The sequence below is a fragment of the Planctomyces sp. SH-PL14 genome, assembly GCF_001610835.1.
GTDB lineage: Bacteria > Planctomycetota > Planctomycetia > Planctomycetales > Planctomycetaceae > Planctomyces_A.
The window spans coordinates 7152044-7177234 of sequence record NZ_CP011270.1 but is presented as its reverse complement, the minus strand read 5'-3'; the positions used below and the strand labels follow the sequence as shown (position 1 = coordinate 7177234).

The 25191-nt window shown below is 62.4% G+C and carries 25 protein-coding genes; 6 read left to right on the top strand and 19 right to left on the bottom strand.

Features of this window, described 5'->3' with window-relative positions; all coding sequences use genetic code 11:
• Nucleotides 1-113: 113 nt before the first annotated feature.
• The 5 genes from VT03_RS27700 to VT03_RS27675 form a co-directional block, all read right to left on the bottom strand.
• Complete coding sequence (locus VT03_RS27700) at nucleotides 114-341, bottom strand: hypothetical protein (RefSeq protein ID WP_075096007.1); 228 nt, start codon at nucleotides 339-341, stop codon at nucleotides 114-116.
• Nucleotides 342-413: 72 nt separating this feature from the next.
• On the bottom strand, nucleotides 414-782 hold the full coding sequence (locus VT03_RS27695) for a hypothetical protein (RefSeq protein ID WP_075096006.1): 369 nt from the start codon (nucleotides 780-782) through the stop codon (nucleotides 414-416).
• Nucleotides 783-1692: 910 nt separating this feature from the next.
• Nucleotides 1693-1926: a hypothetical protein gene (locus tag VT03_RS27690; protein WP_156514804.1), complete on the bottom strand. Its 234-nt coding sequence runs from the start codon at nucleotides 1924-1926 to the stop codon at nucleotides 1693-1695.
• A 742-nt stretch (nucleotides 1927-2668) separates the two neighbouring features.
• Nucleotides 2669-2905, bottom strand: a complete 237-nt coding sequence (locus VT03_RS27680; protein WP_075096003.1) for a hypothetical protein — start codon at nucleotides 2903-2905, stop codon at nucleotides 2669-2671.
• Between the two features lie 678 nt (nucleotides 2906-3583).
• Nucleotides 3584-3892: a hypothetical protein gene (locus VT03_RS27675; RefSeq protein WP_075096002.1), complete on the bottom strand. Its 309-nt coding sequence runs from the start codon at nucleotides 3890-3892 to the stop codon at nucleotides 3584-3586.
• An 896-nt stretch (nucleotides 3893-4788) separates the two neighbouring features.
• Here VT03_RS27675 and VT03_RS27665 point away from each other — a divergent pair.
• The 4 genes from VT03_RS27665 (at nucleotide 4789) to VT03_RS27650 (ending at nucleotide 7055) form a co-directional block, all read left to right on the top strand.
• A complete protein-coding gene (locus VT03_RS27665) occupies nucleotides 4789-5073 on the top strand; it encodes a hypothetical protein (protein WP_075096000.1) in 285 nt (94 codons plus the stop codon).
• Between the two features lie 66 nt (nucleotides 5074-5139).
• Nucleotides 5140-5475, top strand: a complete 336-nt coding sequence (locus VT03_RS27660; RefSeq protein WP_075095999.1) for a hypothetical protein — start codon at nucleotides 5140-5142, stop codon at nucleotides 5473-5475.
• 4 nt (nucleotides 5476-5479) lie between these two features.
• Complete coding sequence (locus VT03_RS34380; protein ID WP_075095998.1) at nucleotides 5480-5707, top strand: hypothetical protein; 228 nt, start codon at nucleotides 5480-5482, stop codon at nucleotides 5705-5707.
• A 13-nt stretch (nucleotides 5708-5720) separates the two neighbouring features.
• Nucleotides 5721-7055, top strand: a complete 1335-nt coding sequence (locus VT03_RS27650; RefSeq protein WP_075095997.1) for a ParB/RepB/Spo0J family partition protein — start codon at nucleotides 5721-5723, stop codon at nucleotides 7053-7055.
• Between the two features lie 469 nt (nucleotides 7056-7524).
• On the opposite strand, the gene VT03_RS27645 is transcribed toward VT03_RS27650, so the two are convergent.
• Nucleotides 7525-7875, bottom strand: coding sequence for a hypothetical protein (locus tag VT03_RS27645; protein ID WP_075095996.1), 351 nt, complete (start codon nucleotides 7873-7875; stop codon nucleotides 7525-7527).
• 252 nt (nucleotides 7876-8127) lie between these two features.
• Complete coding sequence (locus VT03_RS27640) at nucleotides 8128-8493, bottom strand: DUF1003 domain-containing protein (protein ID WP_255378633.1); 366 nt, start codon at nucleotides 8491-8493, stop codon at nucleotides 8128-8130.
• Between the two features lie 395 nt (nucleotides 8494-8888).
• On the opposite strand from VT03_RS27640, the gene VT03_RS27635 reads away from it, so the two are divergent.
• Nucleotides 8889-9092, top strand: a complete 204-nt coding sequence (locus VT03_RS27635; RefSeq protein WP_156514803.1) for a hypothetical protein — start codon at nucleotides 8889-8891, stop codon at nucleotides 9090-9092.
• A 70-nt stretch (nucleotides 9093-9162) separates the two neighbouring features.
• On the opposite strand, the gene VT03_RS27630 is transcribed toward VT03_RS27635, so the two are convergent.
• The 9 genes from VT03_RS27630 to VT03_RS27585 all read right to left on the bottom strand — a co-directional run bounded on the left by VT03_RS27630 (nucleotide 9163) and on the right by VT03_RS27585 (nucleotide 20594).
• Entirely contained in the window at nucleotides 9163-9351 is a 189-nt protein-coding gene (locus VT03_RS27630; RefSeq protein ID WP_075092114.1) for a hypothetical protein, read from the bottom strand.
• On the bottom strand, nucleotides 9302-10099 hold the full coding sequence (locus VT03_RS27625) for a response regulator transcription factor (protein WP_075095994.1): 798 nt from the start codon (nucleotides 10097-10099) through the stop codon (nucleotides 9302-9304). Before VT03_RS27625 ends, VT03_RS27630 begins: the two co-directional genes overlap by 50 nt.
• Nucleotides 10100-10697: 598 nt before the next feature.
• The gene (locus VT03_RS27615) at nucleotides 10698-10970 is read right to left on the bottom strand and encodes a hypothetical protein (RefSeq protein ID WP_075095992.1); all 273 of its coding nucleotides are present in this window, start codon (nucleotides 10968-10970) and stop codon (nucleotides 10698-10700) included.
• A gap of 962 nt (nucleotides 10971-11932) precedes the next feature.
• Nucleotides 11933-14074, bottom strand: a complete 2142-nt coding sequence (locus VT03_RS27610; protein WP_075095991.1) for an ATP-binding protein — start codon at nucleotides 14072-14074, stop codon at nucleotides 11933-11935.
• A gap of 100 nt (nucleotides 14075-14174) precedes the next feature.
• Complete coding sequence (locus VT03_RS27605) at nucleotides 14175-15227, bottom strand: hypothetical protein (RefSeq protein ID WP_156514802.1); 1053 nt, start codon at nucleotides 15225-15227, stop codon at nucleotides 14175-14177.
• Between the two features lie 25 nt (nucleotides 15228-15252).
• Complete coding sequence (locus tag VT03_RS27600; protein ID WP_075095989.1) at nucleotides 15253-16887, bottom strand: zonular occludens toxin domain-containing protein; 1635 nt, start codon at nucleotides 16885-16887, stop codon at nucleotides 15253-15255.
• Nucleotides 16887-17162, bottom strand: coding sequence for a hypothetical protein (locus VT03_RS27595; protein WP_075095988.1), 276 nt, complete (start codon nucleotides 17160-17162; stop codon nucleotides 16887-16889). The genes VT03_RS27600 and VT03_RS27595 overlap by 1 nt, the downstream gene beginning before the upstream one ends.
• Nucleotide 17163: 1 nt before the next feature.
• The gene (locus tag VT03_RS27590) at nucleotides 17164-17670 is read right to left on the bottom strand and encodes a hypothetical protein (RefSeq protein WP_156514801.1); all 507 of its coding nucleotides are present in this window, start codon (nucleotides 17668-17670) and stop codon (nucleotides 17164-17166) included.
• An 11-nt stretch (nucleotides 17671-17681) separates the two neighbouring features.
• Nucleotides 17682-20594 (bottom strand): thrombospondin type 3 repeat-containing protein, encoded by a 2913-nt coding sequence (locus VT03_RS27585; protein ID WP_156514800.1) that lies wholly within the window; start codon nucleotides 20592-20594, stop codon nucleotides 17682-17684.
• Here VT03_RS27585 and VT03_RS33830 point away from each other — a divergent pair.
• Entirely contained in the window at nucleotides 20593-21216 is a 624-nt protein-coding gene (locus tag VT03_RS33830) for a hypothetical protein (RefSeq protein WP_156514799.1), read from the top strand. The genes VT03_RS27585 and VT03_RS33830 overlap by 2 nt on opposite strands.
• A gap of 136 nt (nucleotides 21217-21352) precedes the next feature.
• On the opposite strand, the gene VT03_RS27570 is transcribed toward VT03_RS33830, so the two are convergent.
• The 3 genes from VT03_RS27570 to VT03_RS27550 all read right to left on the bottom strand — a co-directional run bounded on the left by VT03_RS27570 (nucleotide 21353) and on the right by VT03_RS27550 (nucleotide 24488).
• On the bottom strand, nucleotides 21353-21769 hold the full coding sequence (locus VT03_RS27570) for a hypothetical protein (RefSeq protein WP_075095983.1): 417 nt from the start codon (nucleotides 21767-21769) through the stop codon (nucleotides 21353-21355).
• Nucleotides 21770-21932: 163 nt separating this feature from the next.
• Nucleotides 21933-23279, bottom strand: coding sequence for a hypothetical protein (locus VT03_RS27565; protein WP_075095982.1), 1347 nt, complete (start codon nucleotides 23277-23279; stop codon nucleotides 21933-21935).
• Between the two features lie 843 nt (nucleotides 23280-24122).
• Entirely contained in the window at nucleotides 24123-24488 is a 366-nt protein-coding gene (locus VT03_RS27550; protein ID WP_075095979.1) for a hypothetical protein, read from the bottom strand.
• Between the last annotated feature and the right edge of the window lie 703 nt (nucleotides 24489-25191).

Genomic DNA, 25191 nt, shown 5'->3' with positions numbered 1-25191 from the left:
GCCGACCACAAAGGCTGCACTCAGCCCGATAAACGCTTGAAAGATGGAGACGTTGAGCATGGGAAGGGGCAGACCGCTAAGGAGGGAGAGGGACACACACCAGAGAAAGCGGCTCATCGATCGACCTCGAACGAGAGCGCCTTGCACGAGCAGCTAAAACGCTTGCGGCGACCGTCATCGTCCAGGACGAACGAGCCGCATTTGCTGCAGATCTGACGAGGGATCGGAACTTGACGCGCGCCGATTTCCCCGATGGCCCACAGCAGCGAGACCGAGACGGCGAGGTTGAGCACGCCCATCAAGATCTCTACGCAGCTCTGCAGAACGTCGAGGATTTCCACGGCCCAAGCCCCTTAGAAGGGGGGACGGCGGGCGCTCGCACAAACCACCCGCCGCCCCGTCCCCATCCCTACTCAGCCACCGGCCCCAGCGGAGACCGGACGGCGATCAGACGTCGGAGCTGCCGTGCGCTCCGTGCGAGGATCCGGCCCCGGAGGCGGAGACTTCTCGCGGATCGCGCCGAGCTGGATCTTGTAGACGGGCTCGGCGCGGAAGCGGCCCTCGAACTTTGCCGTTGCCGGGATCAACGCCACGTCGACGAGGAACTCGCCGCCGGGCTGGAACTGGTTGTATTGCGCCTGCGTGAGCTCGTAGTCGACCCAGGTAAAACCCATGCCCGTGAGGGTGGCATTGTAGTAGAACCGGGCGGGCTCGTTGCCCTCTTGCTTGCCTTGACGCTCCGACTTAGAAACGCAGATAAGCTCCATCCGCTTCTGGATCATCCGTGCTGCTCCTGCACATCTGCTGATGTGGATTTTGAGAACGAAAAAGCGGGTACCAGAGATCCATCTCCGGTATGCCTTCGCCGTCGCTAAAACGACTACGACCCCGCCTTAAATTCGCCGCCTTTACGGCCTCTTCATGAGACCCGCATCCCTGCTTCACACAGGCATCGTGCCCGTGCGGCGCGGGGGAACTGCCGATCCCCCCGCGCCCAGCGACGGCGCACAAGTCCGAACGACTTGCTTTCGCACTGACTGGAAAAACGCTCCGCCCCGTGCGTTTGCTGTTGAACTACTCCGCCCAGCAGCATGGGCGGTGCGCAATGAGATCACCGATGACGGTTGACACCGTTTCGCGGAGCGAATAGGGGTACTGAAGTTCATCGGTGGTACTCGACCAAAGGCACCGTTGAACGGGGGGCGTTGAGCGAGCGGCTAACTCGCTCCGCCCCCGACTTTAACTATCGCTTAATAAGACCCGCAAGCTAAGAGCACTAACTAACGGCCGGCTAATGTCCGTTATGTTCAATTTGCAATCATCATCGACGAGCGAATTGCTTGGATCAGGCAAATGTCCATGTACGTACCCCTACGAGAACACCCCTGACCATGTCAACAGATTTTGACGGCACTTTCGGACATTCGGCGCGCAGCTTCTCGACCGGCTTTTCGGCGGGACTTCTGGCAGCCACGGCAGTCTGCGGAATCGTGGTCGGAACGGCAGAACTGCGAAGACAGGCGGACGAGGAAGTGGCACGGAAGGTGCGCGCAGACCAGTGGAAAGTGGACACGAACGGATTCCGTAACGACGTCCTGGAGCGCGCGAAACCCGGGCCAAACTGACCGAAGTGGCGCGTAGAACATGGCCTGTTAGATGGGTCAGGCCGGGGGCAAAACCGGCCGTGCTCAGTCACCAGCCCAGCGCGTTCACGTCCACTTGAACGATGCCTGTGGACGGCCACAGGTCATCCCGGCACGTGCGGGCCACTGCACTCGCCACCTGCTCTCCAGCGGAAGTCGCGCGGTAACCATCGTCGCCACGCACGACCAAGCCAGCTTCAACCAACCCGAGAGCCCGAGCTTCATCCTGTTTCGACGTCGAAGCATTCCACATTTCGGCAGAGCCGACGATCTCGCGAAGCATCACGAACGTGCACAGAGGCATAGACAGGATCCCGCCTGCGAGTACTGGCTTCCCCGAATCGGTCCCCTCAGCCCCCCGCCCTTTGAGGTTCCACATGACGCCGCCCCTTACTCCGAATCGTGGTCACCACCCATCCCAACAGGCGTCGAACGCTACCGTGTACGCCGTTTGGCTGACAGGCCCATTGGCGACCAGCGTCTGCCCGCGTTCAGAGATATGCACAAGTCGGTCCCGGCGCATCGCGAGTCCAAGGGAAACGAGGAACTCAGCCGCTTCAAGGACGCTGGGAGTACAGTCGTCGCTCCGAACCGGCGCAACCGCAAGCTCCAAGAGGAGCTGGTACTCCGACTGGAGAAGCCGCAACACACGCCGATGGGGCCCGAGCGGGCTGCCGTCCGCCATCTACCGCTCCTTGTCTTTCAGGGATTGGAGCCCTGATCGATGGGTGCCGCAAGCCACAGGATCACGTTCGGCGGGACCAGATTCGCCACCGAGCCGTCCCTGCGAGGGAACGTCGACGGCAAGTTGCCTGACCAATTGGCCGGCTACATCAAGGTCTGAGACGGCAGTAAGTCAGCCGGTCGGCCAGTGCCGGTGGCGACACACAGTCCGGGACGGGCACCGAGAATCGACGCGCGTCGATTCGGCATCGGCCAGGCGACCGCACGTCCGCCATTGGCAGGGCTCTCCGCTCCGACTCCTCGGAAAGGCGGCCGGGCTTCCGGCTTCTTGTCGCCGAAAGCTACGGGATCAAGACGCGGTCGCCGTTCAGCATCGGTGGATGCGCGGCGTCGATCAATTGCGCTCCCAACGCCGTCAGGCGATGCTCTCCCTGGACGCATTTCACCAGCTTCAACCGGATGAGTTTGGCGACCATCTCCGGACCCACCTCGTCCGCGCTGTTCGCAACCCGCATGGGAACGACCCGCAATCGAGCGAGCCAGTACCACGTGGTCCGGTTGACCACCAGCTCCCACATTATCTCACCTTTCCGCAATCAAGCCGGGTTTTCGCCAGTCAACCAAAGTTGCACTCCCTCACTGATGCGAGGCGATGGGAGACACTAAAGAGCTGTCGTGCCGAAAGTACGCCACGCCACCTCCGACATACCACGGATGGGAGAAGGCCAAGCGACGCCCCATATCCGTTAGACGCGCTCGCGGATACCCGATTTGCGCCAATCCCGAGCCGGCAAGACGCTCAACTGTCGACCGCTGCTCATCGGACAAACACGGCACATGCACGCTGGCCGAAAATAGAGGCGCGCGAAGCGTTGAAACGTCACGCTCAAGCACCATCACATGGGACCAGCGCTCGAAAGCCATACGTACCTCGCTTGCTGACAAATCGGCGACAGGCCAGATGTTTTAACACCGCCTTCAGGAAGATTGCGTCGAAATCTCTCCACATTTCTGAACGCGCAGCCAAGGAATTTCCTAGGTATTTTGCTAGCACGCTATGCTTGGACGGTCTTGGGCGGTCCCTCCACGGGCCCAGATCTTCGCTCCGACTTCTCGCACGGCCTGCGGGGTCTCCGCTCCGATCCCTGACGCGCAGAGAGACCAGCGGAGGCGCTTTGCTCACCTACCCGACTTCGCAAGGAAGTGAAGGAATCGACGCGCGTCGATTCGGACCAGCCCGCGCCTGGTTCTCTGGACTAAAGGCCGAACTCGCGGACGTCGAACATCACGACGTCTTCGCTCTGCCCCATCGGCTCCGCGTCCGCCACCCGACGACCCAAGTCGGTGATGTGGAACGAGCCGTCCCCATCCCTCAGCAAGCCGACGGCCACAAGCTCGTCAGCGCCGTGACGGAGAGATGGCGGCAACTCTTCAGCGTTCAGCTCCAAATCGCGTGCAACCGTTCGCAAGGTGGCAAACGCCTCCAGCGGAATTGAGAGCAGCCCCCCTTTGAGCACGACCTTGCATCGCCTGTCGATGTCGTGCCTATCCGGAGGATTGTCCATGGCGCCGACCTCACACCGTGCAACCGACACGTGTCCCTACCACCCCAAGCGTGTTCTGTCGAATGCCAACGTATACGTCGTGCTGTTGATCGGAGTCGCCTCGAGAAGCTGTCGGCCTCGATCGGTGGCCGAAACCTGTTGTCCGTCTACCAGCACCAGCTCATATGACCGCAGGAAGTCCACCGCGTCCGCCACGCTTGGCGCCAGTGGACCGGATGCAATCGGCGCCGTCGCGATGTCGCGGAGGAGTGCGAACTCACCAACCAACATCCGCAGAAGGCCACGAGGCACCAATCCCCCGCCCGGGCCACTCGATTTGATCTCACCCGGAGGCGGAACTCCCTCTTGGAACTGGTCCTTCATGGTCCTTCGCCCCTTGGCAGGCCAGTCACTTTGTCAGCAGCTGACAGCACCGCGCCTCGCATGCAGTGCCATCGTTAACCCGAGTTTCACTGTAGCAGGATCCTTTCCGAAACGTCCATCGCAGTCTGGAACTCCGACAGATTCACGATGGCGTCCCCTCAACGGGCCGGGCTCTCCGTTCCGACTCCTCGCAAAGCCTGCGGGGTCTCCACTGCGATCCCTGACGCTCCAGGGACGGCTAGGCAGCCGGCTCTTTTGTGTCCGAGGGGGCTCAGCGGTGAATTCGTCGCAGGGAACCCCCGGGTGAGCCCTACGACGAATCCACCGCAGGCCCCTCGGACGGACGGGGTTTTGAATGCGGCGGTCGCTCCGCTGGGCCTTCCGGCGGAGAAGGGGTGAGACCCCTTCACCCAGCAGCCGACCCGAGCTGCTCGACCAAAGGACCACTGCGGCGGCGGGCCGGCTCGATGGCCGGGAACACTCGACCGCAACAACCACCCTGCCCGCTCGTTGGCGGGACGAAAGGAACTGCAATGCCGAACGACGAATGGACATTCTACCTCCTCACGACCGTGCCCTGCGTGCTCCTCTTCGGAGTACTCGCCTGGTTCTTCGTGATCGAAATGCTGATCCGGCACTACGAGCGAGCCGCCCAGGACTTCGTCGACCTGGCCTGGGGCGAAGACGCCTGGGGCCGGGACGCCACCGAGTACCGGGCCGAGGCCCGCCGGTACTTCGAACGGGCTAACCGGCTCTGCCCACTCGTCGGCATGAAGCCGCGAAACGCCCTGCCCGAGACCGACGCAGACGAAACCTGAATCGACGCGCGTCGATTTCCCGCTCAACCACCCTGCCCGCCCGCTGGCGGGACGAAAGGACGACCGATGATCCCCGCGAAAGACCACCCGATTACCGAACGCCAGAAGAACCTGGCGGCACAGATCCTCGTCAACCCGACCCTCCTGGAACGCTTCCCCGACGAGGACAACTACCGCCAGGTCTCAGAGAAGGACCTCTCTCGTGTCTGGATGCTGACGCTCCAGATGGCCGCATTCGCGGCAGTGTTCGCGGTCAGAGGCAAGGCGTTCAACGCCCAGGACGGGAAAGCCGTCGTGAAGCTGGCCGAATCCCTCGCCCGCCACACGCTCCAGTTCCTGAAGCGCAGCTACCCGACCGCCGCCGAAACCCTCCGCCGCTACACCGACCCCCAGAACAACTAGCGCCATGAAACCGGAATCGACGCGCGTCGATTTGCAGCTCAAGGACCTGGAGGACCAGCTCCGCAGGCTCCGCGAGGAAATCCAATGGATGGATGAGAACACATCCATCGAACGACGCCGGCGAGTCCTGGCCACGGCCGCTTTCGCCGAGATCACGCTCCGCAAGTTGTCCGCTTTCGTCGCCGAGGCCGCCCAATGGCTCCGGCAACCACCCGAAGACCCTCCGTTCTAAGGAACCCGCTTTCATGGTCACCAAGTCGAAGAACGTTGAATCCCAAGACGTCGAGATCTCCCTGATCGACCCCTCCCCGTTGAACCACCGTGACCGCCCTGCCCTGGAGAAAGGGACCGCCACCGGCATGAAAGAGCTGGTCGCCTCGGTCAAGTCCTTCGGGCTGCTGGAAGATATCGGACTCCGGCAGAAGAATGACGGCCGGTACGAGATCATCTACGGGGAGCGCCGCTTCTGGGCCTCCAAACACGCCGGCCGGAAAACGGTCCCGGCCAAGATCAAGGACCTGGACGACAAGACCGCCGCGATGCAGCGGATCGACGAGAACCTCCTCCGCGAGCAGCTGGACCCGTGGGAGTTTGCCCTCACACTCCACGACCTGGCGGAGATGATGGGATCACAGCGGCTCGCTGCCGCCAGGATGGCGAAAACCGAAGACTGGTTCTCTGTGCAGGTCTCACCGCTCAAGTGCCCCGGTTGGGAGAAGGAGATCCGCGAGGGGACGTTCACGCCGACCCATGCACGCGCGTTGACCAGGTGGGCCGGATACCCGGCGATCGTCACCGGCTGCCGGAAGGAATGGGACAGCGGACGCTCGCATGGGGCCGATATGACGGCCGAGTATTGGCAGCTCATCGTGAGCGAACAGGTGACTCTGCACTCCCGGGCTTTTGACCCGAAGGTCAAGTGGCAGAAGAAGCACGAGAAGGAGCTGGATACGAAACGGGTCGGCGACGTCGACCGGTGCTTCAACGTCGAGCTTTTCGACCGCCTACACCAGGAGAACCGCCAAGTGGAACGGGAGGCGGCGGCCGAGGAGCCGCAGCCGGATTTGGCCCCGGGAAAGACGGAGCAAATCCCGGACGAATGGAAGCGTCTCGCCTTCCTCGCCACCTGGTTCACCCGAGCCATCATCAAGAAGCTCGACAACGCACGATCGCGGCCCAAACTGTTCGCCCTGGTCCCAGCGATGATGGCCGGATCCGGCGTCGGTGACCTCGGCGGACTCTCCTTCGCGCTGTTCCGGTACTACCAAGATCAGGACCTCCGCGAAGAACCGACCTTCTCGAAGGTCCTGGAACACACGCAGCACAAAAGCCGGGCGAACGAGGCGGCGCTGGCAGCCTGGCTGATCGAGTTCCTGCGGTCCGCCGAGCCCTGGAACGCTCACGAGGCAGCCCGGGTCGCGGCGACCCTGGGAATCGACTTCGCGACCGAGTGGGACCGGGAGACGTGCATCGACGAGCTGGCCCGGTGCTACGACCTCCTGCCGGAAGACCTCCGAAAGATCCGCGGTCGCTACCTGCCCGGACTTCGTCCCCAGGACCTTCCTGCCCTGCTGAAATGACGTCCGTTCAGTCCCCACCAGATGCACGACTCGTCGCCGAAAAAGGGGCCTGGAGGGGCGTGCTTGCGATTTCGCTGTCCCCTCCCTGGGACATTTTGGATATCGGCGCAGGCCAACCCGACCTACAGCCGCTCTGGCTGGACAACACCAAACTTGCGCCGGCCCCTCGCCGCGTTCCTACGGCGCAAACTTTTGCGGTTGTACCTAGATTGGGGCAGAGTAAACGGAGATACTCGCTTATGAGTCTCTTGCTCTGAGCTACAGAATGTCCCGGCGATGATCCCGCAGGTCCGGCAGCCTGCCGGTCGACGTCGCCGGGACGTTTGTTTTAACCGCCCAACTCTGCCACCGCTTCCCTGCCCTGCTCGCAGAACAACGCGACCGGACGCGAACGCAGAGAATGTGGTCCCCGCGCTCAAGCGTCCGGCAGCGGTTGCGTCGTCGATCCTCAATTACTGCGCGAAGGGCCCTACGGGCTTCTCAGGTCCGATGAAGAACGCAGTGCCGACGATATGGCGCGGACAACATGGCCGTCGAAGGTGACGAAACCGATCCGCACTTTGCGTTTCTCGAACGGGATCAGCGTTGCTCCGACCCCCGGCGCGATATCAGTCATACAACCAGGTCGGATGGTGAATTCGACGCCGTGCAGACCTGACTCGTCGGTTCGAATCAATGTCGCTTCACGTTCGCCGATTGACGCGACAACAAGAATGAACGTCTCATCGACGACGACGCTTTGCCCCAAAGATCTGGAGAGTACGAACACGCCATGGTCGCCCGAGGACTGAGGATGAAGGATCCATCGTCCCGCGATCATGGCGTTCTCTCAAGAGCAATCAGAAAAAAGCGGGGTCAGCACTTACTGACCCCGCCCCCGAATCCACACCAAACGATTCTCCTCTGCCCACTGCAAATTCGGAGCCGTCCGTCTTCGAGGGCGGCGCAACTCGGCGGCCGACGCCGTGGGACAGCGTTATCACTGATCCAAGCGTGTGGCAGCAGGTTCGGGCAATCACTCACGACGGCAGGAGAACCATCCTGGAGCTTGACCAGCCAATCACCTGCGCTATCAGGGAACGGCCTTACGTGCCTCAAGAGTCTCCAGCTCGTTAAGGAGATCTCTCGGCCGGACGGCCTTCAGCAGTTCTTTCATGTCCTCGTCTTCGGTCTCGTCGACTTCCAGCTTCTTGGCGATGGCGGAGACGAGACAGAGGAGCCGTGTCACTTCGTATTCCGCCAGAAGATCGATTTGCAGATCGAGATCGGCCCGCTGCTCTTCCAGTTTCGCCTCGCGGTTTTGACTGACCAAGACCATCAAAGTCAGAAAGATGGCCTCCAGAGAGACCGCGGTGGTCAGCAGCACGAACGGGAATGGATCAAACGCCCCCTCCCCCTTTCCACAGATTGAAGGCGATCCACACCCCAAACCACGCACAGTGGAAATAGGCGAATCCCAGATTGCCGGCCAGCTCTGTGATCTTCCGAGCGATCCGTTCGCTACCCGACTCCCTCCTTTCAATTCTCTTCCGAGCTTGAATCACGTCTCGAATGTTGCGTTGAACTACCGAGTTGCAACTTTGTGCTGCGGGCTTTCGGCCCCGTTTGTCGTCGATGATGGTGGCACCTCGACAATGCCACCCCGCAGAGACTGTTCCGTTTTGCTACGGCGGGCGCGCCAGATGCAGAAGCCTTAGGTGACTAGGTAATTTCCTGCCGGAGGGACCCAGGAATACAGGGGCCAAGATGGTCAAGGCGCGGCCTGACGACGACATCGTTGTCGCAAAGTCCGAACTCCATATGCTGCAACAGATCTGCGGGCGCGACAGACCAATGACCACGCCAACCGGGATCGTTGAGTTCCTTCACCTTGACGCCCTCGTGCAGCAGCGGCTCGTCGAAGCAACGGCAGCCGGCTACGCCTGCACGGAACTGGGACACACTGTCGCGGGAATGGAGCCGTCCGAAACCTACACGTCAGCACTTCTGTACCGCGTGGCTGACATCGCCGTAATCTTGCGGAAGCTTGGGAAGTGAGAGTCGCCGGCTCGAACGAGCGGTGTACATCGTGGGTGCGGGTCGCTGCATACGAGACTCTCGAATGCAATCAGCCGTGATCCCCTTTGTCGCCCTGCCCTTTCTTGGCAACTGTCTTGGCGTGCCGCTGACGATCCTGGCTGAGTGACCGCCCGACATCGTCGCTCTCCTTGAACTGCCCATTCTCGTCGCGGCGGACGTACCGCTTGTCAGTCCCCGTGTCGATCAGTTCGCGTTTCGCAGCTGCTTTTCGTGCCATGGCATCCTCCGATGCCTGTGTCCCTACAGGTAGAGTGCCGGGGCGCTACGTTTGAAGTCATCGCGGGAGGCTGACCGTTCAACTGGCCTGACACATGCAAGGTTGCGTGACGAAGCAGATCCTTACTCCCTGACAACTGCAGCTTCTGAATGATGTTCTGGCGATGATATTCCACCGTCTTGATGCTCAGGTGGAGATCTCGTGCAATCTCCTTCGGTGCCATCCCCCGTCCGAGGCGATCATAGACCTCCATCTCCCGATTGCTGAGGGATTCAAGGGGCGACCTGTTTTCAAAGTCGTGTCCGCTGCTGGCAGCCAGGAGACGATCGGTCATGCGCGGGCTCAAGGCGATCCGGCCTGCCAGGACCTTCTCTATGGTCTCGATAAGCGCTGGCAGCGGCTCCATCTTGCTGATGAAGCCCTGTCCGCCGGCTCGCAGGACGCGTTGAGCAAACAAATCCTCATCTTGCGCTGAGAGAACCAGAACGCGACAAGACGGTACATCGCGCCGGATCTGCCTGATGAGCTCCATACTGTCGCCCCCCGGAAGACGCAGATCCACGATCGCCAGATCCGGCCGAACGTCGCGAACCAACTGAATCGCCTGCACGCACTCGCCAGCTTCGCCGCAGAGCTCCCAGTCCGGTCGACTCGTAACCACATGAGCGACGCCAAGCCGCGTCAACGCGTGATCATCGACGACGACGATTCGGTACCGAGGCTCGTTCTCCGGATCTGACGACTGCATGGGGGACCTCGTACTCACGATGCGGAAATAACCTGGGTGAACGACCGTTCCTAATACTCCATTGCCCCAACTTTGTCCGAGGTTTTCTCTGGTTTCAACTCTGAACGTAGCGGCATCGTCGGCCGCCGGCTCGGTCGACGCCGCGCGATCGCGCGGGACTCCAGAAATCGCGCAGCCTCGAGGCTGTTACTCGACCAGATCCCCGACAACCACCAGCGGTCTTTTCATTCCTCGAGAGACCGGCTCGAGCGGCTCGAGGCGCGGCAGCCCCGGGCCGGCGGGCGTAGGAAGCGGCTCGACAGGAACCAGAGGGGGGTCCGGACAGACCGCAGGCCCGGACGACTCCGGAGCCTGCGCCGGTGCCCCCCCGCCCTCCCTGGGGTCGGTCGGGGCCCCCCCAGCTCCGGCCCCTCCGTCGCCGGATCCGGAAGAAGGGATCCACCAATCCGGGCGACACGAGCGAAGACAACGACCTCGGTGGAATCGGACGACTGGCGATCGCCGAACTTGAGTGCGCCGGCCGCACCTTTGTTCCCGGTCCCCTCCCGGAGAGCCCCGACCAGGTAGACAGCACCGGTGTAGACGTCGGCCGAGACCTTCAAGGACTAATCGGCGACGACCGGCGGTCCAGATCATCACCGCCGGAGATCACGTCGCCAAGCTGCACGCTGAACTGCATCCGGGCCGATCGCCAGGACGACTCCCGCAGATCGACAGTGATGTTGAACCCAGCCGAGCGGTAATCGTAGCTGCGGGAAATGGCCCCGGTCCGGGGATCAATGACGGAGCTCTCGATAGGGACTTGCCGCGATCGCTGCCAGGTCCCGGTGTCACCGTCCACGATGAGCATGAGCGTTTCCGCCACGATCATCGTGCGGCTCTTTTCGTTGGCGACGTCGGGCAGATCTTTCAGGAATGAACACCGCCCTAGACCGGGAAAAAGTCTGACCGGCGAGTGACCAAGATGGAATCGCCGCCGGGTCCCTCCCCGCCTTCCCTGGGGTCGGGCGGGGCGCCTCCCGGCGGCGATTCGTTTCGATCGAACAAGAATGAGTCAGCCACACATCTCTGAACGGTGACTGCTCATCTCGCGCTCTACACTTCCACGGTGCTGCGGTCGCGCGACCAGCGATCGGTAACAGTGCGCCGCATGCCAACGTCAGCAAAGAATTTCCTCGTTTCAAAGACGGCGCACAGCTCCATTCGCGTCCAGGATAGCTCGGCCTTCGTTGGCTCGGTTACCTCGAACCGAGACGATGGACCTGCCCTTACCGTATTCTGGGTTAGCGTGGTCAGCGTCCTTAACCGGAATTCCCATGCCGATGAGGGCACCGACGACGCTTATGACAGCCGCTCCAGCGGCGACACTCGACAGCAGCGCGGGCAGTGTGCCACCAACGACTGCGGGCCCAACTCCGGGAACCACTCTCGCTAAGATTCCCATTCCCCAAAGCCCACCGATTGCTCCTCCCACCAATAGGCCGACAACGACATTATCCCCGACCTTCGTACCGGTCCTGACACCAAAAAAACCGGATTCCGAACTCGGCGCCACGAACACAATCTCTTCTTCGCTAAAACCGGCACATTGAAGGGCTTTCACGGCCGCTTGCGCCTCTAACTCAGTCTCGAACGCGCCGACAACCGTGCCGACCGTCGTGGTAGTTTTTGGCATGAAGCGATTCCCCGCGTGAAACGACACATGATGTATGACAACAGGGAATGGCAAACGTTGCGCCGCTGGCTAGCCCATTCTGTTGCGATCGCCAGTATCGGCGAAACATTCGCGACTCGCGTCGTTCATCAGCGTTCCGCACCAAAGAAGGACGTTTCTCATGCAATGCCGCAGAGGATGCGATTGAGCTGCGGATACGACAGCGGTTTGACAAGGTGCGAATCGAACCCGGCTGCCGCGGATTCGGCCCGATCCTCGTCCCTGCCCCATCCGGTAAGTGCAATCAAGGTCACCCCGGGGCCCCACGGTTTGCCCCGGACAGCACGGGCGACTTCGTAGCCGTTCAAGCCCGGCAGACCGATGTCAACCAGCATCACTTCTGGCCGAACCTGCTCGGCCATGGCAACTGCGGCCCGACCATCGTGCGCCAACGTCGTACTGTGCCCCTGCAGCTTCAGAATCATTGCCAACGAAATCGCGCTGTCCCGGTTGTCGTCAACAAGCAGAATCTTGCGAGGGATCAGGCCCTTCCCGGGCACTTCGGCGGTCGGCAGGGCCGCGGATCCCCCCGCACTCTCCGCAGGCAGGATGACAGTGAATTCGCTTCCGTGGCCAATGCCATCGCTGCGAACTTCAACTGTTCCGTGGTGTAGCTCGACCAGGCTGCGAACCAGGGAAAGACCGATTCCAAGCCCCCCGCCCGTCCGCTCCAGAGTCTGGTCTACTTGGGCAAACAGCTCGAACACCTTCGCGAGCATCTCTTCGGCGATCCCGATTCCCGTGTCGCTCACGGAAATCCGGACAGCGTTCGGCACAGGAACGACGCGGAGCCGGATCTCTGCCCCCCGCTCGCTGTATTTGGCCGCGTTGCTCAGAAGGTTGCTGACCACCTGGGAAATTCGCTGCGCGTCCGCCATCACGAAAATCGGTTCGGCTGGAAGGTCAGCCTCGAAGAAGTGGCCCAGCTCATCAAACAGCGGACGAACCCTTTCGACTGCTTCACTGACGATGCCCGTCAGCGGCACTCGCGCCTTTCGTAGTTCGATCTTGCCAGTCCTGACCCGGCTCACGTCGAGAAGATCATCGACCAACCGGACCATGTGGTCGATCTGTCGATCCATGACATCGACAGCTTCAAGCTGAACTTCCGGCTGATCCTGACCCAGTCGAATCAGACTCGCTGCACTTCGAATCGGAGCCAGTGGATTTCGTAGCTCATGCGAGAGCATCGCCAAGAACTCGTCCTTTTGGCGATCAGCCGTGGAGAGCTCCGCCGCGATCTCTCTCAGGCGATCCTCAACAGCCTTCCGTTCCGAGATATCCGAAATCGTGCCATCGATGCTGCTGATCGCTCCGCTTCCAGCCTCAACATTGACGCGACCGCGGACGGACACCCATCGCGCTGCCTCACCCTCCTGCAGAATCCGTACGTCAATTGATACACCGTCGTTGTGGTTCCCCGTCTTGAAGCGCTCTGCGGCGGCCCGGACTTCCGTGACGTCGTCCGCATGAACCCGAGGCAGGATGTCCCGAAGCGTCTTTCCCTCAACGTCGCCCCCGAAAATCGCTCTGGCTCGAGCATCGCTGCGGAAAGTGGAGCTGGACGCATCCACATTCCAACTTCCCATTTCCGCAGAATCCAATGCCAGCCGGAGCCGTTCTTCGCTGACGCGAAGCTCCTGATCGGCCTTTCGCAGCCGCTCTGCGACGCCCTCAGCCTGCCGGCGCTCGCATACGAGTTGATAGCCGGCGCTCGCAAAGAACGACACGCTCTGCAGCAGTCTGAGATCTTCCTCGTCGAATCTGAGTTCCGACTCGTGATGTACCGCCCAGACCGTGCCTACGATCTCCCCACCCTGTCGGAATGGAATCAGTGCTACTTCTTCGACGGCACTGGGGAGGTCATCGATGTACGGGAAACAACGAGCCGGCCGCAGCATCACCTGCGCGGCTGATGTATCGAGAACGACACCGCATGGACTGAAGGTGCGAGGAAGAGTGGCATTCAGCAACGATTTGAATTTACCCGCCGTCGCCAACCATCGGAATAACGGGCCTTCCAGAATGCTGATGCCGGCAGACCCAGCATTCACTAAGTCGAGCACGATCTCTACGAGGTTCTGCAGAACGTTGTTCGGCCGCTCCGCCATGTGAGAGGCCAGCAGATTCAGCGCCCGAGCTTCGGCCGCATAATCCGGAGGTCGATTCGACCGAGTCGGCAGTTGAGGCGTCACAAGAATCTTGCTGAGATCAGCCACGCCGAAGTCGCCTCTGGAGAGCGAAAAGCTCGTCGCAACCATGCGCGACGGTAATTGGGTCGGCGTTCACTCGCCTGCGCTCCGAGCGCCGTTCAAACACGGCTGCAGGTGCAAGTATGATCCCCATGGGGCGGTTTGAATGTCAACGCCCAGCGGTCGGCGTACTCACATTCTTCTCGACCGCTGCCGGAGGCGATTCTGCAGGTGGAAGAATAGGACCGGACGGAAGTGGCATGACAGCAGGGCTCGGCACATGATTCTGCCCCCCTTGCGGAACATTCGTGTCCGGAGCCTGCGCCGGGGGCCCCCCCAGCTCCGGCCCCTCCGTCGCTGGATCCGGAAGAAGGGATCCACCAATCCGGGCGACACGAGCGAAGACAACAACCTCAGTCGAATCGGACGACTGGCGATCGCCGAACTTGAGTGCGCCGGCCGCACCTTTGTTCCCGGTACCCTCCCGGAGCGCCCCGACCAGGTAGACACCGCCGGTGTAGACGTCGGCCGAGACCTTGAGCGACTGATCGGCGATGACTGGCGGTCCGGATCCGTCGCCGCCGGAGATCACGTCCCCAAGCTGAACGTTGAAATTGACGCGCGCCGATCGCCAGGACGACTCCCGCAGGTCGACCGTCACGTTCAGGCCCGCCGACCGGTAATCGTAGCTCCGAGAGATGGCCCCGGTGCGAGGGTCGATCACGGAGCTTTCGATCGGCACTTGCCGAGATCGCTGCCAGGTGCCCGTGTCGCCGTCGACAATGAGCATCAGCGGTTCCGCGACGATCATCGTCCGGGACTTCTCATTCGCGACGTCGAGCAGCCCCTTCAAGGTCGCGCCCAGGTTCACATTCAGCCCGGCCGGGATCCCCTGGGACGCAGCTCCGAGCGTGGCAGCCAGGTCGAGGGCCGGGACGACATCCAAGCCGAGGTTCCGGATATCCCGGTCGGACAGCCGCAGGATATGGAGCTGGACGCACCAGGTGACGGACTCGGCCGCCTCGAGCTGGTCGATGATCGCGGCGACCCGGTCGAGGACCTCCACGGTATCCGAGATGATGCACAGACCGTCCGGGAACACCTGGACGGCCCCGATTCCGGAGAGGACCTGGCGCAGGACACTGGAGAGATCGGCCGCTTTCAGCCGGCGAACCCGCCGAACGATCGCGGCCCGGTCGGAGGGCTTCAGCGCGCCGATCACGTACAGCTCGCCGGACCGGGTGACCTCAACTCCCAATTGGCGACAGACCGCTGCCAGGATTTGAGGGAGGGTCGCTTTTCGCAGGTGCAGCTCCACTTCCCGCTCCAGCAGCTCCGGCTCCGTGATCAGGTTGATTTCCCACCTGTCGGCGATCCACGCCAAGAGGAACCGGAACTGAAGGCCCCGGCACTCCAGGTCCTCCCGCTCCTGCTGGGCCGTTGCGATCGACCTGGGGGCCGGTATCTGCAACTCCTGATAGAGCTTCGGAAACAACGCGGGTTTTGACTGGTACCCGCTTGGGTTTGGCTGCGGTGGCGAGATTCTCCGTAGCGGATTTAGGCAGCCCCCCGAGCTTAAGGTGCTCACCGTTATCCAGCACAAAAAGCTGAGTCTTGCGATCGAACGACGTGACGGACCGACCTTTGAGCAAGCCATCGGGAATCGTCTCCCCTTTCTTGAAGCGGGATCCATCCCGCAGAATGATTTCCTCGCCGACCATTCCGACCACTTCGGATGATCGCTTGTAAGCCTCTTCATACTGCTGGAGAGCGGCTTCCAGCTCGTCGATCACCGGCCCCTTCGCCTGGTCGGGAACGGCCCTGGAATTCCTGACCGCCGACCTGGCCTGCTGCATGGCAGTCGCCGCCCGGCGCGCGTCCAGAAACTCCTCATAGCCAGGTGCGGGAGTCGGTTCCGGATCCTTCGGCTTCCCCTGCCCTCTCGATGGATCGAACGGCTTCATCAGCGGAGCCTTTGCGACGGCCGCTGCCGGCTTCTTCTCGCTCGGGCTCAGCGCCGCCATGAAGCTCGTAAAGATCCATTGCCAGCCGCCGAAGATCATCCAGACCGTGAACGTCACCACTCCGAACCGCCACATGATCTGTTTCGGGTTCTGCAGGAAGAACCACAGCAGGAATCGCGGCCAGGTCATCCGCTCGTATTCCATCTTCGGCCGGCCGAGCGCCTCGCCGCCGAGGTTGGGATTAGAGAAGGAGTCATAGAGAGCGAAGATCTCGGGGCGGCGGACGTAGGCGGTTTCGAGGGTGGTTTCGAACTTCTTCGATCCCACGTTTTTCATCTCGGTGGCGATCGTCATCGGGACGTACCGGCCCCGGAGCTTGGCCCACAACTGGTACCAGTAGTGCCACTCGATGTTGAACCACGAGTCACGCCGGCTCTCGTCGGTCTCAATGACGATCTTTCGTTCGCACTCTTCTTTGAACTCCCGAGGCAGCTTGTTTTCGGCCTGAGTCATGAACTCAATCGAGCCGTGAAGGTGCCGCAGCTCCCCGATCCAGACTTGCCACTTGCGAGCCCATTCCTTCTCGTGCTGCGACGAGACGAAGCGGTGGGCCTCGTCGATGATGATGTGCCCGGCGATCGGGTGCGGGAAGTAGTCCCACGGCCCCTCCTGCTCCTGCTCCCACTTCTTCAGGACCTCCGGCGGAATGAGGTAGATCCGATTGAGGATCTCGGCCGGATCGGAACCGAACGTCTTGCGGCAGTATTCGGCGATCGCCGCCGGCTTCAGCGGGAGATTCGTATAGAGCTTCCCCGCCTCGTGCGGCAGGAACTTGTCGACGAGGTAGCACACCCGGGAATACGTCTTCCCGGATCCCGCCACCCCGATCGTCGTCGTCATGATCGGACGCCACGCCATCAGCTAACCCTTCCTTCCATGATGCGAACGGCATCGCGGCGGACCTCCCGCGCGACCCAGCAAGAGAGCAGCTCGGCGAACGGCTGCGGAGCCACCACACAGACCGAAAACACCCTTCCCCACCGCTCCGAAGGCCGATCGAGCAGCAGGAAACGGTATTCCGCCCACTCCGGCCGGGCGGCAATCGCCCGAGCGAGGCGACGGAACGCCAGGCGGTAGGAATCGACGCGCGTCGATTCGCGACCAACGGAAACGACGCGCGTACAAGATCCCATCTCACAGACTCGGAATAAGGGCGATGATCCAGCGAACCACAGCCAGGCCCGACTCCACGCCGAGCCAGATCGTCGTGAGACTGATCCACAGCCCAAACGGGAAGATTTCGGCGAAGAAGCCGGACGATTTCTCAATCCACTCAATGCCGACGCGGATGTAGCTCGTCGAGCTGGCCTTGGACTGCCAGTTCACGAACGGCACGATTTCCTCGATGTAGCCCCCGACGCCCGTCATGATCCAGCAGAACCACGAAAAGGCGAGGTCCCGAAGCCACTCGGCCGGCACGTAGACGCACCACTCGACCAGCTCCAGGAAGGTGCTCCAGATGAACCCCGTGAGATCCAGCACCCAGTCGATCCACCCGACCTGCTGCTCGGGCTTCTGAGGGACCGTCTCCGGCCGCAGCGGTTCCCCAGGGATCCCGCCGCTGAAGATCTGATCCCCCGTCTCTTGAGCGATCGCCGGGACCGCCGCAAGGACGAACAGCAAAAGCAACACGTATCGCATAGCGAACCCCTTCAGGTAGCGGACTTAAAGAAGGCGAAGATGATTGCGGTCCCATAACCCCAGATGAGGGCTATAGCGGCGCAGTTCTTTATCAAGTGGGCGAACTCAAGGAAGTCCCACTCCAAGACGTTCTCCTCGCCGTAGAAAACGCCCTCGTCCCAATCCAGCTCAATCGGCTTATATTCAAACGCTGGCATGTTCGTACTATCGAACTCCGCGAGCCGGTCCAGGTCGAGGAACGGAATCGGCAGCCGGTTCTTGTCGGTCGTTGGAGTCCCCTCCCCTGGCTCCTCCTCGGGGGGATCCTCACCGTTCCCACCGCTGGCCGGCTGGCCCCAAGAGGAGATTTTCCGGCGAGAGTCGAAGAGGTACGTAAAGATCCCACCTTCGCCGCCGGGAACGTAGTTGGCGCTCCCCGGGTCCCCGTCCCCGGTCCGGTACCCTGCCCCCACGTCGGCCCGGTCGCCCGTCAGGAACGAGTACAGCCGGTAATAGAACGAATCGAGGATCCGCGCGCAGCCGCATTGCGCGGCCTGCTCCTCCCCCTCGGCTTCCTGGCACTGGTCCTCGTCGACATCCGGGATCCCGTCGCCATCGTCGTCGTCGTCCTCGGAGTCATCCTTCCCGTCGTTGTCGTCGTCGTCGTCGCAGGCGTCCCCGAATTCATCGTTGTCGGAGTTCTTCTGCTGGGGGTTGGGAGACGCGGGGCAGTTATCGCAACCATCGGGCACCCCGTCATTGTCCCCGTCCTGCAGGTCATCGTGTTCCGGGCAGACATCGTCCACATCTCGGACGTCGTCGCAGTCGCTGTCGTCCTTGATGGTTGCGATGCAGGGGTCCTCGGAGTCGACGATCCCGTCGCAATCCGTGTCCAGGCCCCCGCTGGGAAGCACGCAGCCCCCGTACTGGCTGGGGTCGTTCTCGTCGGGAATCCCGTCATTGTCGTCGTCCGGGTCCTCCGGATCGTCCACCCCGTCATCATCATTGTCGTTCCCCGGGTCGCCGGGATTCGTGCCAGGCCCATCATCAGGCGGACCGTCCGGCTCCGGATCCTGGGGATTCGGGATCCCGTCCCCGTCGCGGTCAGGATCGTCGCCGTTCGGAATCCCGTCCCCGTCCCGGTCGGGATCCTGTCCATTCGGTACCCCGTCGTCGTCATCGTCCTGGCCAGGCCCTCCGGGGAACGGCGTACCGCCGCCATTGCCGCCGGTGCCGCTGCCGGGATCGCCGCCAGCCCCGTTCCCATTTCCGGCCGGCACGACGCAGTCGCCGCTGCCGTGAAGACCGTATTGCGTTCGACTCCCCCGCCCTTTCGGCCAGGCTGGGTTATCGACGTTGTCGGAGTACAGCTCGAACAGCTCCGCATAGATGCACATATCGCACTGCCCGCAGTCCTTGCAGGGCGCGACCGAAAACGGAGCCAACTGCCGCCACGGTGTCCCGGCCGGGGAGGTCGCCGGCCGGCCGTAGTACCTCGTGTCCCCATAAGCGTCGTTGCTGTCGAAGGCGCTTCCGTGCGTCGTGGCGGTCGCCGCCTTGACGATCCAGTCAAGCGACCTGTCTTCGCCCTGCGCGGTCGGGTGATAGCGGAGGATGATCCGGACCACGCGCAGCTCATTCGGGAGGTTGCAGGCGACATGGTCGCCCGTGACCTCAAAGCTGGAGGCCCCAAGGCACGTCACCTCGAACGGACCGACCGGCAACGCGTGATTGCCGTTGAGCTTCGCCCCGATGCACTTTTCCCACAGCAGGCACGGATCCGGAGCCTGGGCGAACGAGCTGCCCGCCAGGCTCAGGAACACCGCCGCGATCGCGAAAGGCGTCTTCGAGTTCATCGAGAATTTCGCGATGCGGAAGAGGTAGAACCCCGCCAGGACGACCAGGCATTCCACGGCCGCGATCAAGTAGAAATAGACCCCCGTCAAACGATGCTCGGTGGCCTCGGCCGCTTCCTGAATCGCGGAGAGCTTGGCGGTTTGCCCCTGGATCACCGCCACGAGCTGCGACCACTCCGGCCCCCCGCCGCCAGGTTCCTCCTCCCCCGGGTCCTCGTCGTCCCAATAGTCGGGGATGAAGCCCGGCCCAAGGTTGATGATCTCGGTCACCTCGGCATCGGTGACGACGCGATCGAAGATCCCGAGCGAGCCAATCAACCGCGTCCCCGGCCCGGCCCAGCTCCCGGCAGTACCGAGGGTGAATCCTCCCCCTCCACCGCCCGCGTGCTGGTTCGCGTTCACCGGCTGCGATCGCGACCATTTGGCCGCACTCTTGTTGAGACTCTGCGCGCCCGTGATCGGATCCCACCGGACCACAACGAGGGACCAGCTCGCCCCCAGGGTTACGCTGTTCGGGTCCGGGACCATGTAGCCCCACTGCGTTTGATTGTCAGGGCGCATCGTGCGGAGCATGAGACCGCGCACGTAGGTGTAGTCATCCCACCACTCGCCATCCGTCGGCGCCATGAACGGATACCACTGGACGGGGGAGCCCGCGGCACCAAGGACCCCGCTCACATTCGTTTCCGGACCGTACTGCCACCAAAGAACCGTGTGCGGCCCCTTCCAGAACCCGCCTGGTCGAACGATATCGAGGATCGCGGCGGGCACCGTGACCCCGCCCGTGCTGGTCGCGATGGACTTGAAGACGCGGCCCCCGACGTCCTGAACCGCGTCGGTTCCGTGCCAGGTGCATTGCTGCCCGGAGACCTGATCGAAGATCTGCCCGGAAGGCAGCTCGTCCAGGCGGACGAAGACCTTCACATCGGTCGGATATTCGGCGCGCGCCGATTTACAGCTCCCCAGGACGAGGAGGACGGCGACGACCAGGCCGAACGAGTTACGAGAGCGGGGGGCAATCCGACGCAGGAGGCGAAGGAGGAGCCGGAGCGTTAGCGGGACGCGGAACCGGCGGCGCGGGGAAAACATGGCGAAACCTTTCCGGGAAGAAAGCCCACAGGACGGCCAGCAGGCCGGCGAAGAAGACGGCAAAGCACAAGACCGCGTAAACGAAGACGCGGACGCCGTTGCAGACGTCGGCGATCGGTTCCATCAGCTCGCGCAGCCGATCGAGCTGGTGAAGAACCTGGCCCATTTGGGCCTCAAAGGCTTGCATTGGAATCCTTTCCAAACAAAAGAGGCCCCCGCCGTGAGGAGGTACGGCGAGGGCCTGGCGTGCCCGGTAGCACGTTACGAGTTACCAGCGATCCGAGACGAAGTGGAGGCCCGGCGCGTCAGGGTCGTCCTGCTCACGCCGCCAGCCTCGTTCCTCCAACTGTTCAGAGTCGCGGACCCGAGCAATCGACGGCAGCCGACGCTGTGGCGTCAGATGCTCGGCGATGTCAGCGAAGAACCGCTCACGCTGAATGTTCGTCTTCCGATCGCCGCGACCGGCCCGGTAACGCCGCCCGTTCTCACGGGTGACTTCTCCGAGGCCGGACCGCTCCCGCCACTCCTTTTCGGTGATCGCACGAATGCGAGCATCCGTCATGTTGCGGCGGCGGCGACCGCCTGGCGTGAACTGGTGTTTCTGCCGGATCTGGTCCGCTAGGAAGCCCTGCCACAGTGAGGCGGACTCCATGAGATCGGACGGGGGGAGTATCCCCTGCCGGAGGTAAACATTGATCGCCAGGCGGTTCACCTGAACTTCCATCAGCCGTGCGCGTTCGTGCGGATCGGTGGTCCGATCAAGCACGCATGCGACGGAGAAAGTAATTCAGCATCCCCTTCATCATGGACCAGCCGACGACCGCACCGATGGCGATCACACCGACCGTCCCGATGAAGCCGACCGACTTCGTCACGAGGGACTTGAAGTCGAAGAAGACCGGAAAGTCTTCGAACTCCGGAGCGTCCTCCGGCGGGTCGGTCTGAGCGAACGCCGAATCGGCGCTCAGGGCCACGACCGCCGCGATCGCGACCGGAGCCGCGTAGCTCGCAACCGAGGAGACGCCGGCCGAAATGGTCGACGTGACGGCGGTCACCGTCGGAACGGCGGGGGCCGAGCCGAACAGGAGCGCCGGAACGATGGCGGCGGCGGCCAGGGTCGCACGAATCCGAACGCCGATCGCCGAGACACTGTTGAGGACGCCGTCAGTAACCACCCGACATCAGCCGCTAAGGCTTTCCGTCGAGCCCATCGGAACGGAAGGAACGCCACCAGGCGTAGCCGTACCAGAGGACGAAGTGGAAGACCCAGGCGACCGCGAAGGCTGCAAGGATCCACCGTGTGCACCAGAGAGTCGGGTCTGTCGGTTCTGGACCCATCTACGCCTCACTTGCCGGTAAAGGAGCAACGCCAAGACCGTGTAAGTCAGGACGATCAGGCACTCCGCCCAGAACGCCCCCAGGATGAGCGCGAGAATCGAGACGCCTATACAGCGCCTCGCGAACCTCATGGTGCCGGACAACATGGTCCGCATACCGATCGGTGATTTCTTCCCAGGCTCGTTCTGGTCCATAAAGCTCAAACAGGAAGCGGAGGACCTCGACCATCTGCGGGAAGACGTCCGACGGCTGCGCCGGCGGCTCCCCCGACTTGGCGAGGAACGACATCAGGCACCCAAGGCCCTGACGACCGACGGCCAGAACATCGTCCGGCAGTAGGTCGTCAATGTCCTGGGTCGGCTCGACACAGAACCGATCGGAGAAGGTGGAGCGGAGCTTCTCCCACAGGGGGTGGACTTCCTTGCGGTTCGTGTGCGAGCGATCGAGGGAGTCGCAGACGACCAACCACCGGGTGACGAGGTATTCCGCCAGGCCACGGAGCTTGGCGGACAGACTTTGAATCGTGGACGAACCGTGTTTCTTGAGAGCTGCGTTCCGGAGCTGGAATTCGACGCGCGTCAATTCGTCAGGTTCGACGCCGTTCCAGAGCTGGATTTTCATCATGTCCCGCTTCCCGGACATCTCCGGACGGGCCAGCTCCAGCAACTTGTCATAGAACCGGCAGGACAGGACGCCGCCCAGCCCCAGATGCAGGGTTGACCACTCCGCACCCTTCCCGTCGAGCTGGACCTCTTCCGCTTCGTCCTGGCTGACCTCGACCGCTCCCACCATCCCACGCTTCCGCACGCGGCGGGTGCGGCGGACGAACATTCCCCGCTCGAAGAGGTTCACGAACCGGGAGACCGGGATTCCCGGCATGTCCCCGAAAATGTCGACGCGGGAGACGGAGCAGCGCTTCACCACGGCCCCGAAGAACCGCCGGAGGAACGCTTCGAGATCCTCCCAGGCGCGGCCAGGATGGCCCCCGAACGACAACATGAACGTGGCGGCCACGCGGATCGTGAAATTCGCCCGGTGCCCTGCCCTGTCGAACGGTGCCGCCATGAAGTCGCAGCCCCGCCAGGTGAACCGATACGGGTAGAAGCCGCCTCGCCGGCCCCGGCCGACTGTCCCGCCGGTCCGATAGACCGTCACGGGGTCCTCGCCGTAGAACGCGGTCGTCTGTTGAACACCCCCCTCACGAAGACCGCGAGCGGTTTCAGAAAGCCAGCCGAACGCATTCAGACGAGCTACGCACTCGTCCGAGGGCGGCTCGTTCGGCCCATCGGCGAAGTCAGAAAAGACGGCCAGCTCCATCGTGTCGACCCCCGCGTACCCGGAGAGCATTGAAGGGCAATTGCCCGTCTCGGATGCGCGTCGACGATTTCGCAGCTGTACCGCGAACGTGAGCATCGGCAGGAACCCCGCAGATCCAGAACAGCTCGACCTTGAGCGCCTCAACTTCGAGGCGCTCGACCATGTCACCCAGCGCTGTTAGCGCCGCTTCGCGGTTGTCAGTGGTTGTTACCTGACTCCGGATATGGCTCATAAGCTCGCGGAGCCATTCGACCGTGGCCGCCCGGTTCCCCTGGTCCCAGGTCGCTACCGCACTCTGCAAGGACTCCCGAGAGTGGTCGTCCAACTGTCCGAGACGGACGAGCCACAGGACGGGGTGGAGCGGCTTGGGGCCGGTGTCGACCGTTATTAAACCCGCCGAATTGCTGACCATAGGTCACCAGGTGCAGAACTACGCCCGCCATCGCGGACGTCGAGAGGATGCCAACGACAAAGGCTGCACACAGCCCGATAAACGCTTGAAAGACGGAGATGTTGAGCATGGGAAGGGGCAAGCCACTGAGGAGGGAGAGGGACAGGCACCAGAGAAAGCGGCTCAGGGCTTGACCTCAAACCGGAGAGCCCTGCAGGAGCAGCTAAAACGCTTGCGGCTTCCGTCTTCGTCCAGGACGAAGGAGCCGCACTTCGAGCAGATTTGATGAGGGACCGGAGTTTGACGCGCGCCGATTTGCCCGACCGCCCAGCAGAGCGCCACAGACGCGATGAGGTTGGCAACCGCCATCAAGATATTGAGGCACTCGTGCAGAACATCGAGCATTTCCACGGCCCAAACCCCTCAGAAGGTGGGACGGCGGGCGCTCGCCAAAGACACCCGCCGCCCCGTCCCCATCCCTGCTACTGGCCGGCAGAGGCCGGCACTGGACGACGATCAGCCGGCGGAGCTGCGGAGCGCTCCTGGCGGGGATCAGGCCCCGGCGGCGGCGACTTCTCGCGGATCGCGCCGAGCTGGATTTTGTAGACCGCCTCGGGGCGGAAACGGCCCTCGAACTTGGCGACGGAGGGGATCAGCGAAACGTCGACCTCGTAAGTGCCGCCGGCCTGGAACTTGTTGAACTGATCCTGCGTCAGCTTCATCTGTTCCCAGGTGAAACCGAACCCGGTGAACGTGCCGTTATAATAGAACCGCTGATCGGCTCCCTCACCCTTCCCCGGGCGCTCCTGCTTTGAGATGCACATCAACTCCATGCGCTTCTGGATCATCCCTGTCAACTCCGTCTGTTAATCTAATAAGTAGCTCGTGAAGCCAATAAGAAGCGGGGTCCGGGGCTTCCTAACCTCGTATGCTTTCGCCGTCGGTAACGACTCCAGCCCCCGCCCTATTTACGCCGTCTTATAAACCGCATCCTGCGGTCGCGTCCCTGCAATTTCCCTGGCTTCATGCCAGGTCGAACCGGAGGGGGTGCCAGCCCCTCCGGTCCTTACCGACGGCGCACATGACGAAAGGCCATGCTCACGCACTGGCTCGAAAGCGCAACCGCCCCGTGCGTTTACTGTTGAGCTACTCCGCCCCACAGCATGGGCGGTGCGCACCAAAGCCACCAACGACGATTGACGCCGATCCGCAGAGCGGATAGGGGTAGGTCCGTTCATCGGCGACTCCCAAGGTCACACCGATGGACAAGGGGGCGTTGAGCGAGGTGCTAACTCGCTCCGCCCCCGTCTCTTACCCCAAAGAAAAAGCCTGCAACTTCATTACAGATACACAACGGTTGCCAATGTCCGTTATGTTAAGTCCAGATCCTGGAATTCCTGGGGATTTCCGGGAAAATACCGAAACGGGCCTCTGAGGGACATCCCAGGAGCGTCCGCGACCGGTTTCCGGCCAGCTTCATCCTCCAGGGCCTTCGCCAATGTCTCCAGAACGCCTCAACACACTGTCACACGAAGCCTGCTTCACCCTCGG

Excerpts from the sequence above, each read along its gene's own strand:
- VT03_RS27625 (WP_075095994.1), bottom strand. The coding sequence starts at position 10,099 with ATGCAGTCGTCAGATCCGGAGAACGAGCCTCGGTACCGAATCGTCGTC.
- VT03_RS27650 (WP_075095997.1), top strand. The coding sequence starts at position 5,721 with ATGGTCACCAAGTCGAAGAACGTTGAATCCCAAGACGTCGAGATCTCC.
- VT03_RS27590 (WP_156514801.1), bottom strand. The coding sequence starts at position 17,670 with ATGCGATACGTGTTGCTTTTGCTGTTCGTCCTTGCGGCGGTCCCGGCG.
- VT03_RS27600 (WP_075095989.1), bottom strand. The coding sequence starts at position 16,887 with ATGGCGTGGCGTCCGATCATGACGACGACGATCGGGGTGGCGGGATCC.
- VT03_RS27635 (WP_156514803.1), top strand. The coding sequence starts at position 8,889 with ATGACCACGCCAACCGGGATCGTTGAGTTCCTTCACCTTGACGCCCTC.
- VT03_RS27645 (WP_075095996.1), bottom strand. The coding sequence starts at position 7,875 with ATGATCGCGGGACGATGGATCCTTCATCCTCAGTCCTCGGGCGACCAT.
- VT03_RS27680 (WP_075096003.1), bottom strand. The coding sequence starts at position 2,905 with ATGTGGGAGCTGGTGGTCAACCGGACCACGTGGTACTGGCTCGCTCGA.
- VT03_RS27675 (WP_075096002.1), bottom strand. The coding sequence starts at position 3,892 with ATGGACAATCCTCCGGATAGGCACGACATCGACAGGCGATGCAAGGTC.
- VT03_RS34380 (WP_075095998.1), top strand. The coding sequence starts at position 5,480 with ATGAAACCGGAATCGACGCGCGTCGATTTGCAGCTCAAGGACCTGGAG.
- VT03_RS27585 (WP_156514800.1), bottom strand. The coding sequence starts at position 20,594 with ATGTTTTCCCCGCGCCGCCGGTTCCGCGTCCCGCTAACGCTCCGGCTC.
- VT03_RS27665 (WP_075096000.1), top strand. The coding sequence starts at position 4,789 with ATGCCGAACGACGAATGGACATTCTACCTCCTCACGACCGTGCCCTGC.
- VT03_RS27660 (WP_075095999.1), top strand. The coding sequence starts at position 5,140 with ATGATCCCCGCGAAAGACCACCCGATTACCGAACGCCAGAAGAACCTG.
- VT03_RS27695 (WP_075096006.1), bottom strand. The coding sequence starts at position 782 with ATGATCCAGAAGCGGATGGAGCTTATCTGCGTTTCTAAGTCGGAGCGT.
- VT03_RS27565 (WP_075095982.1), bottom strand. The coding sequence starts at position 23,279 with ATGCTCTCCGGGTACGCGGGGGTCGACACGATGGAGCTGGCCGTCTTT.
- VT03_RS27610 (WP_075095991.1), bottom strand. The coding sequence starts at position 14,074 with ATGGTTGCGACGAGCTTTTCGCTCTCCAGAGGCGACTTCGGCGTGGCT.
- VT03_RS33830 (WP_156514799.1), top strand. The coding sequence starts at position 20,593 with ATGGCGAAACCTTTCCGGGAAGAAAGCCCACAGGACGGCCAGCAGGCC.
- VT03_RS27615 (WP_075095992.1), bottom strand. The coding sequence starts at position 10,970 with ATGATCGTGGCGGAAACGCTCATGCTCATCGTGGACGGTGACACCGGG.
- VT03_RS27550 (WP_075095979.1), bottom strand. The coding sequence starts at position 24,488 with ATGATCCAGAAGCGCATGGAGTTGATGTGCATCTCAAAGCAGGAGCGC.
- VT03_RS27630 (WP_075092114.1), bottom strand. The coding sequence starts at position 9,351 with ATGGCACGAAAAGCAGCTGCGAAACGCGAACTGATCGACACGGGGACT.
- VT03_RS27690 (WP_156514804.1), bottom strand. The coding sequence starts at position 1,926 with ATGCTTCGCGAGATCGTCGGCTCTGCCGAAATGTGGAATGCTTCGACG.
- VT03_RS27595 (WP_075095988.1), bottom strand. The coding sequence starts at position 17,162 with ATGGGATCTTGTACGCGCGTCGTTTCCGTTGGTCGCGAATCGACGCGC.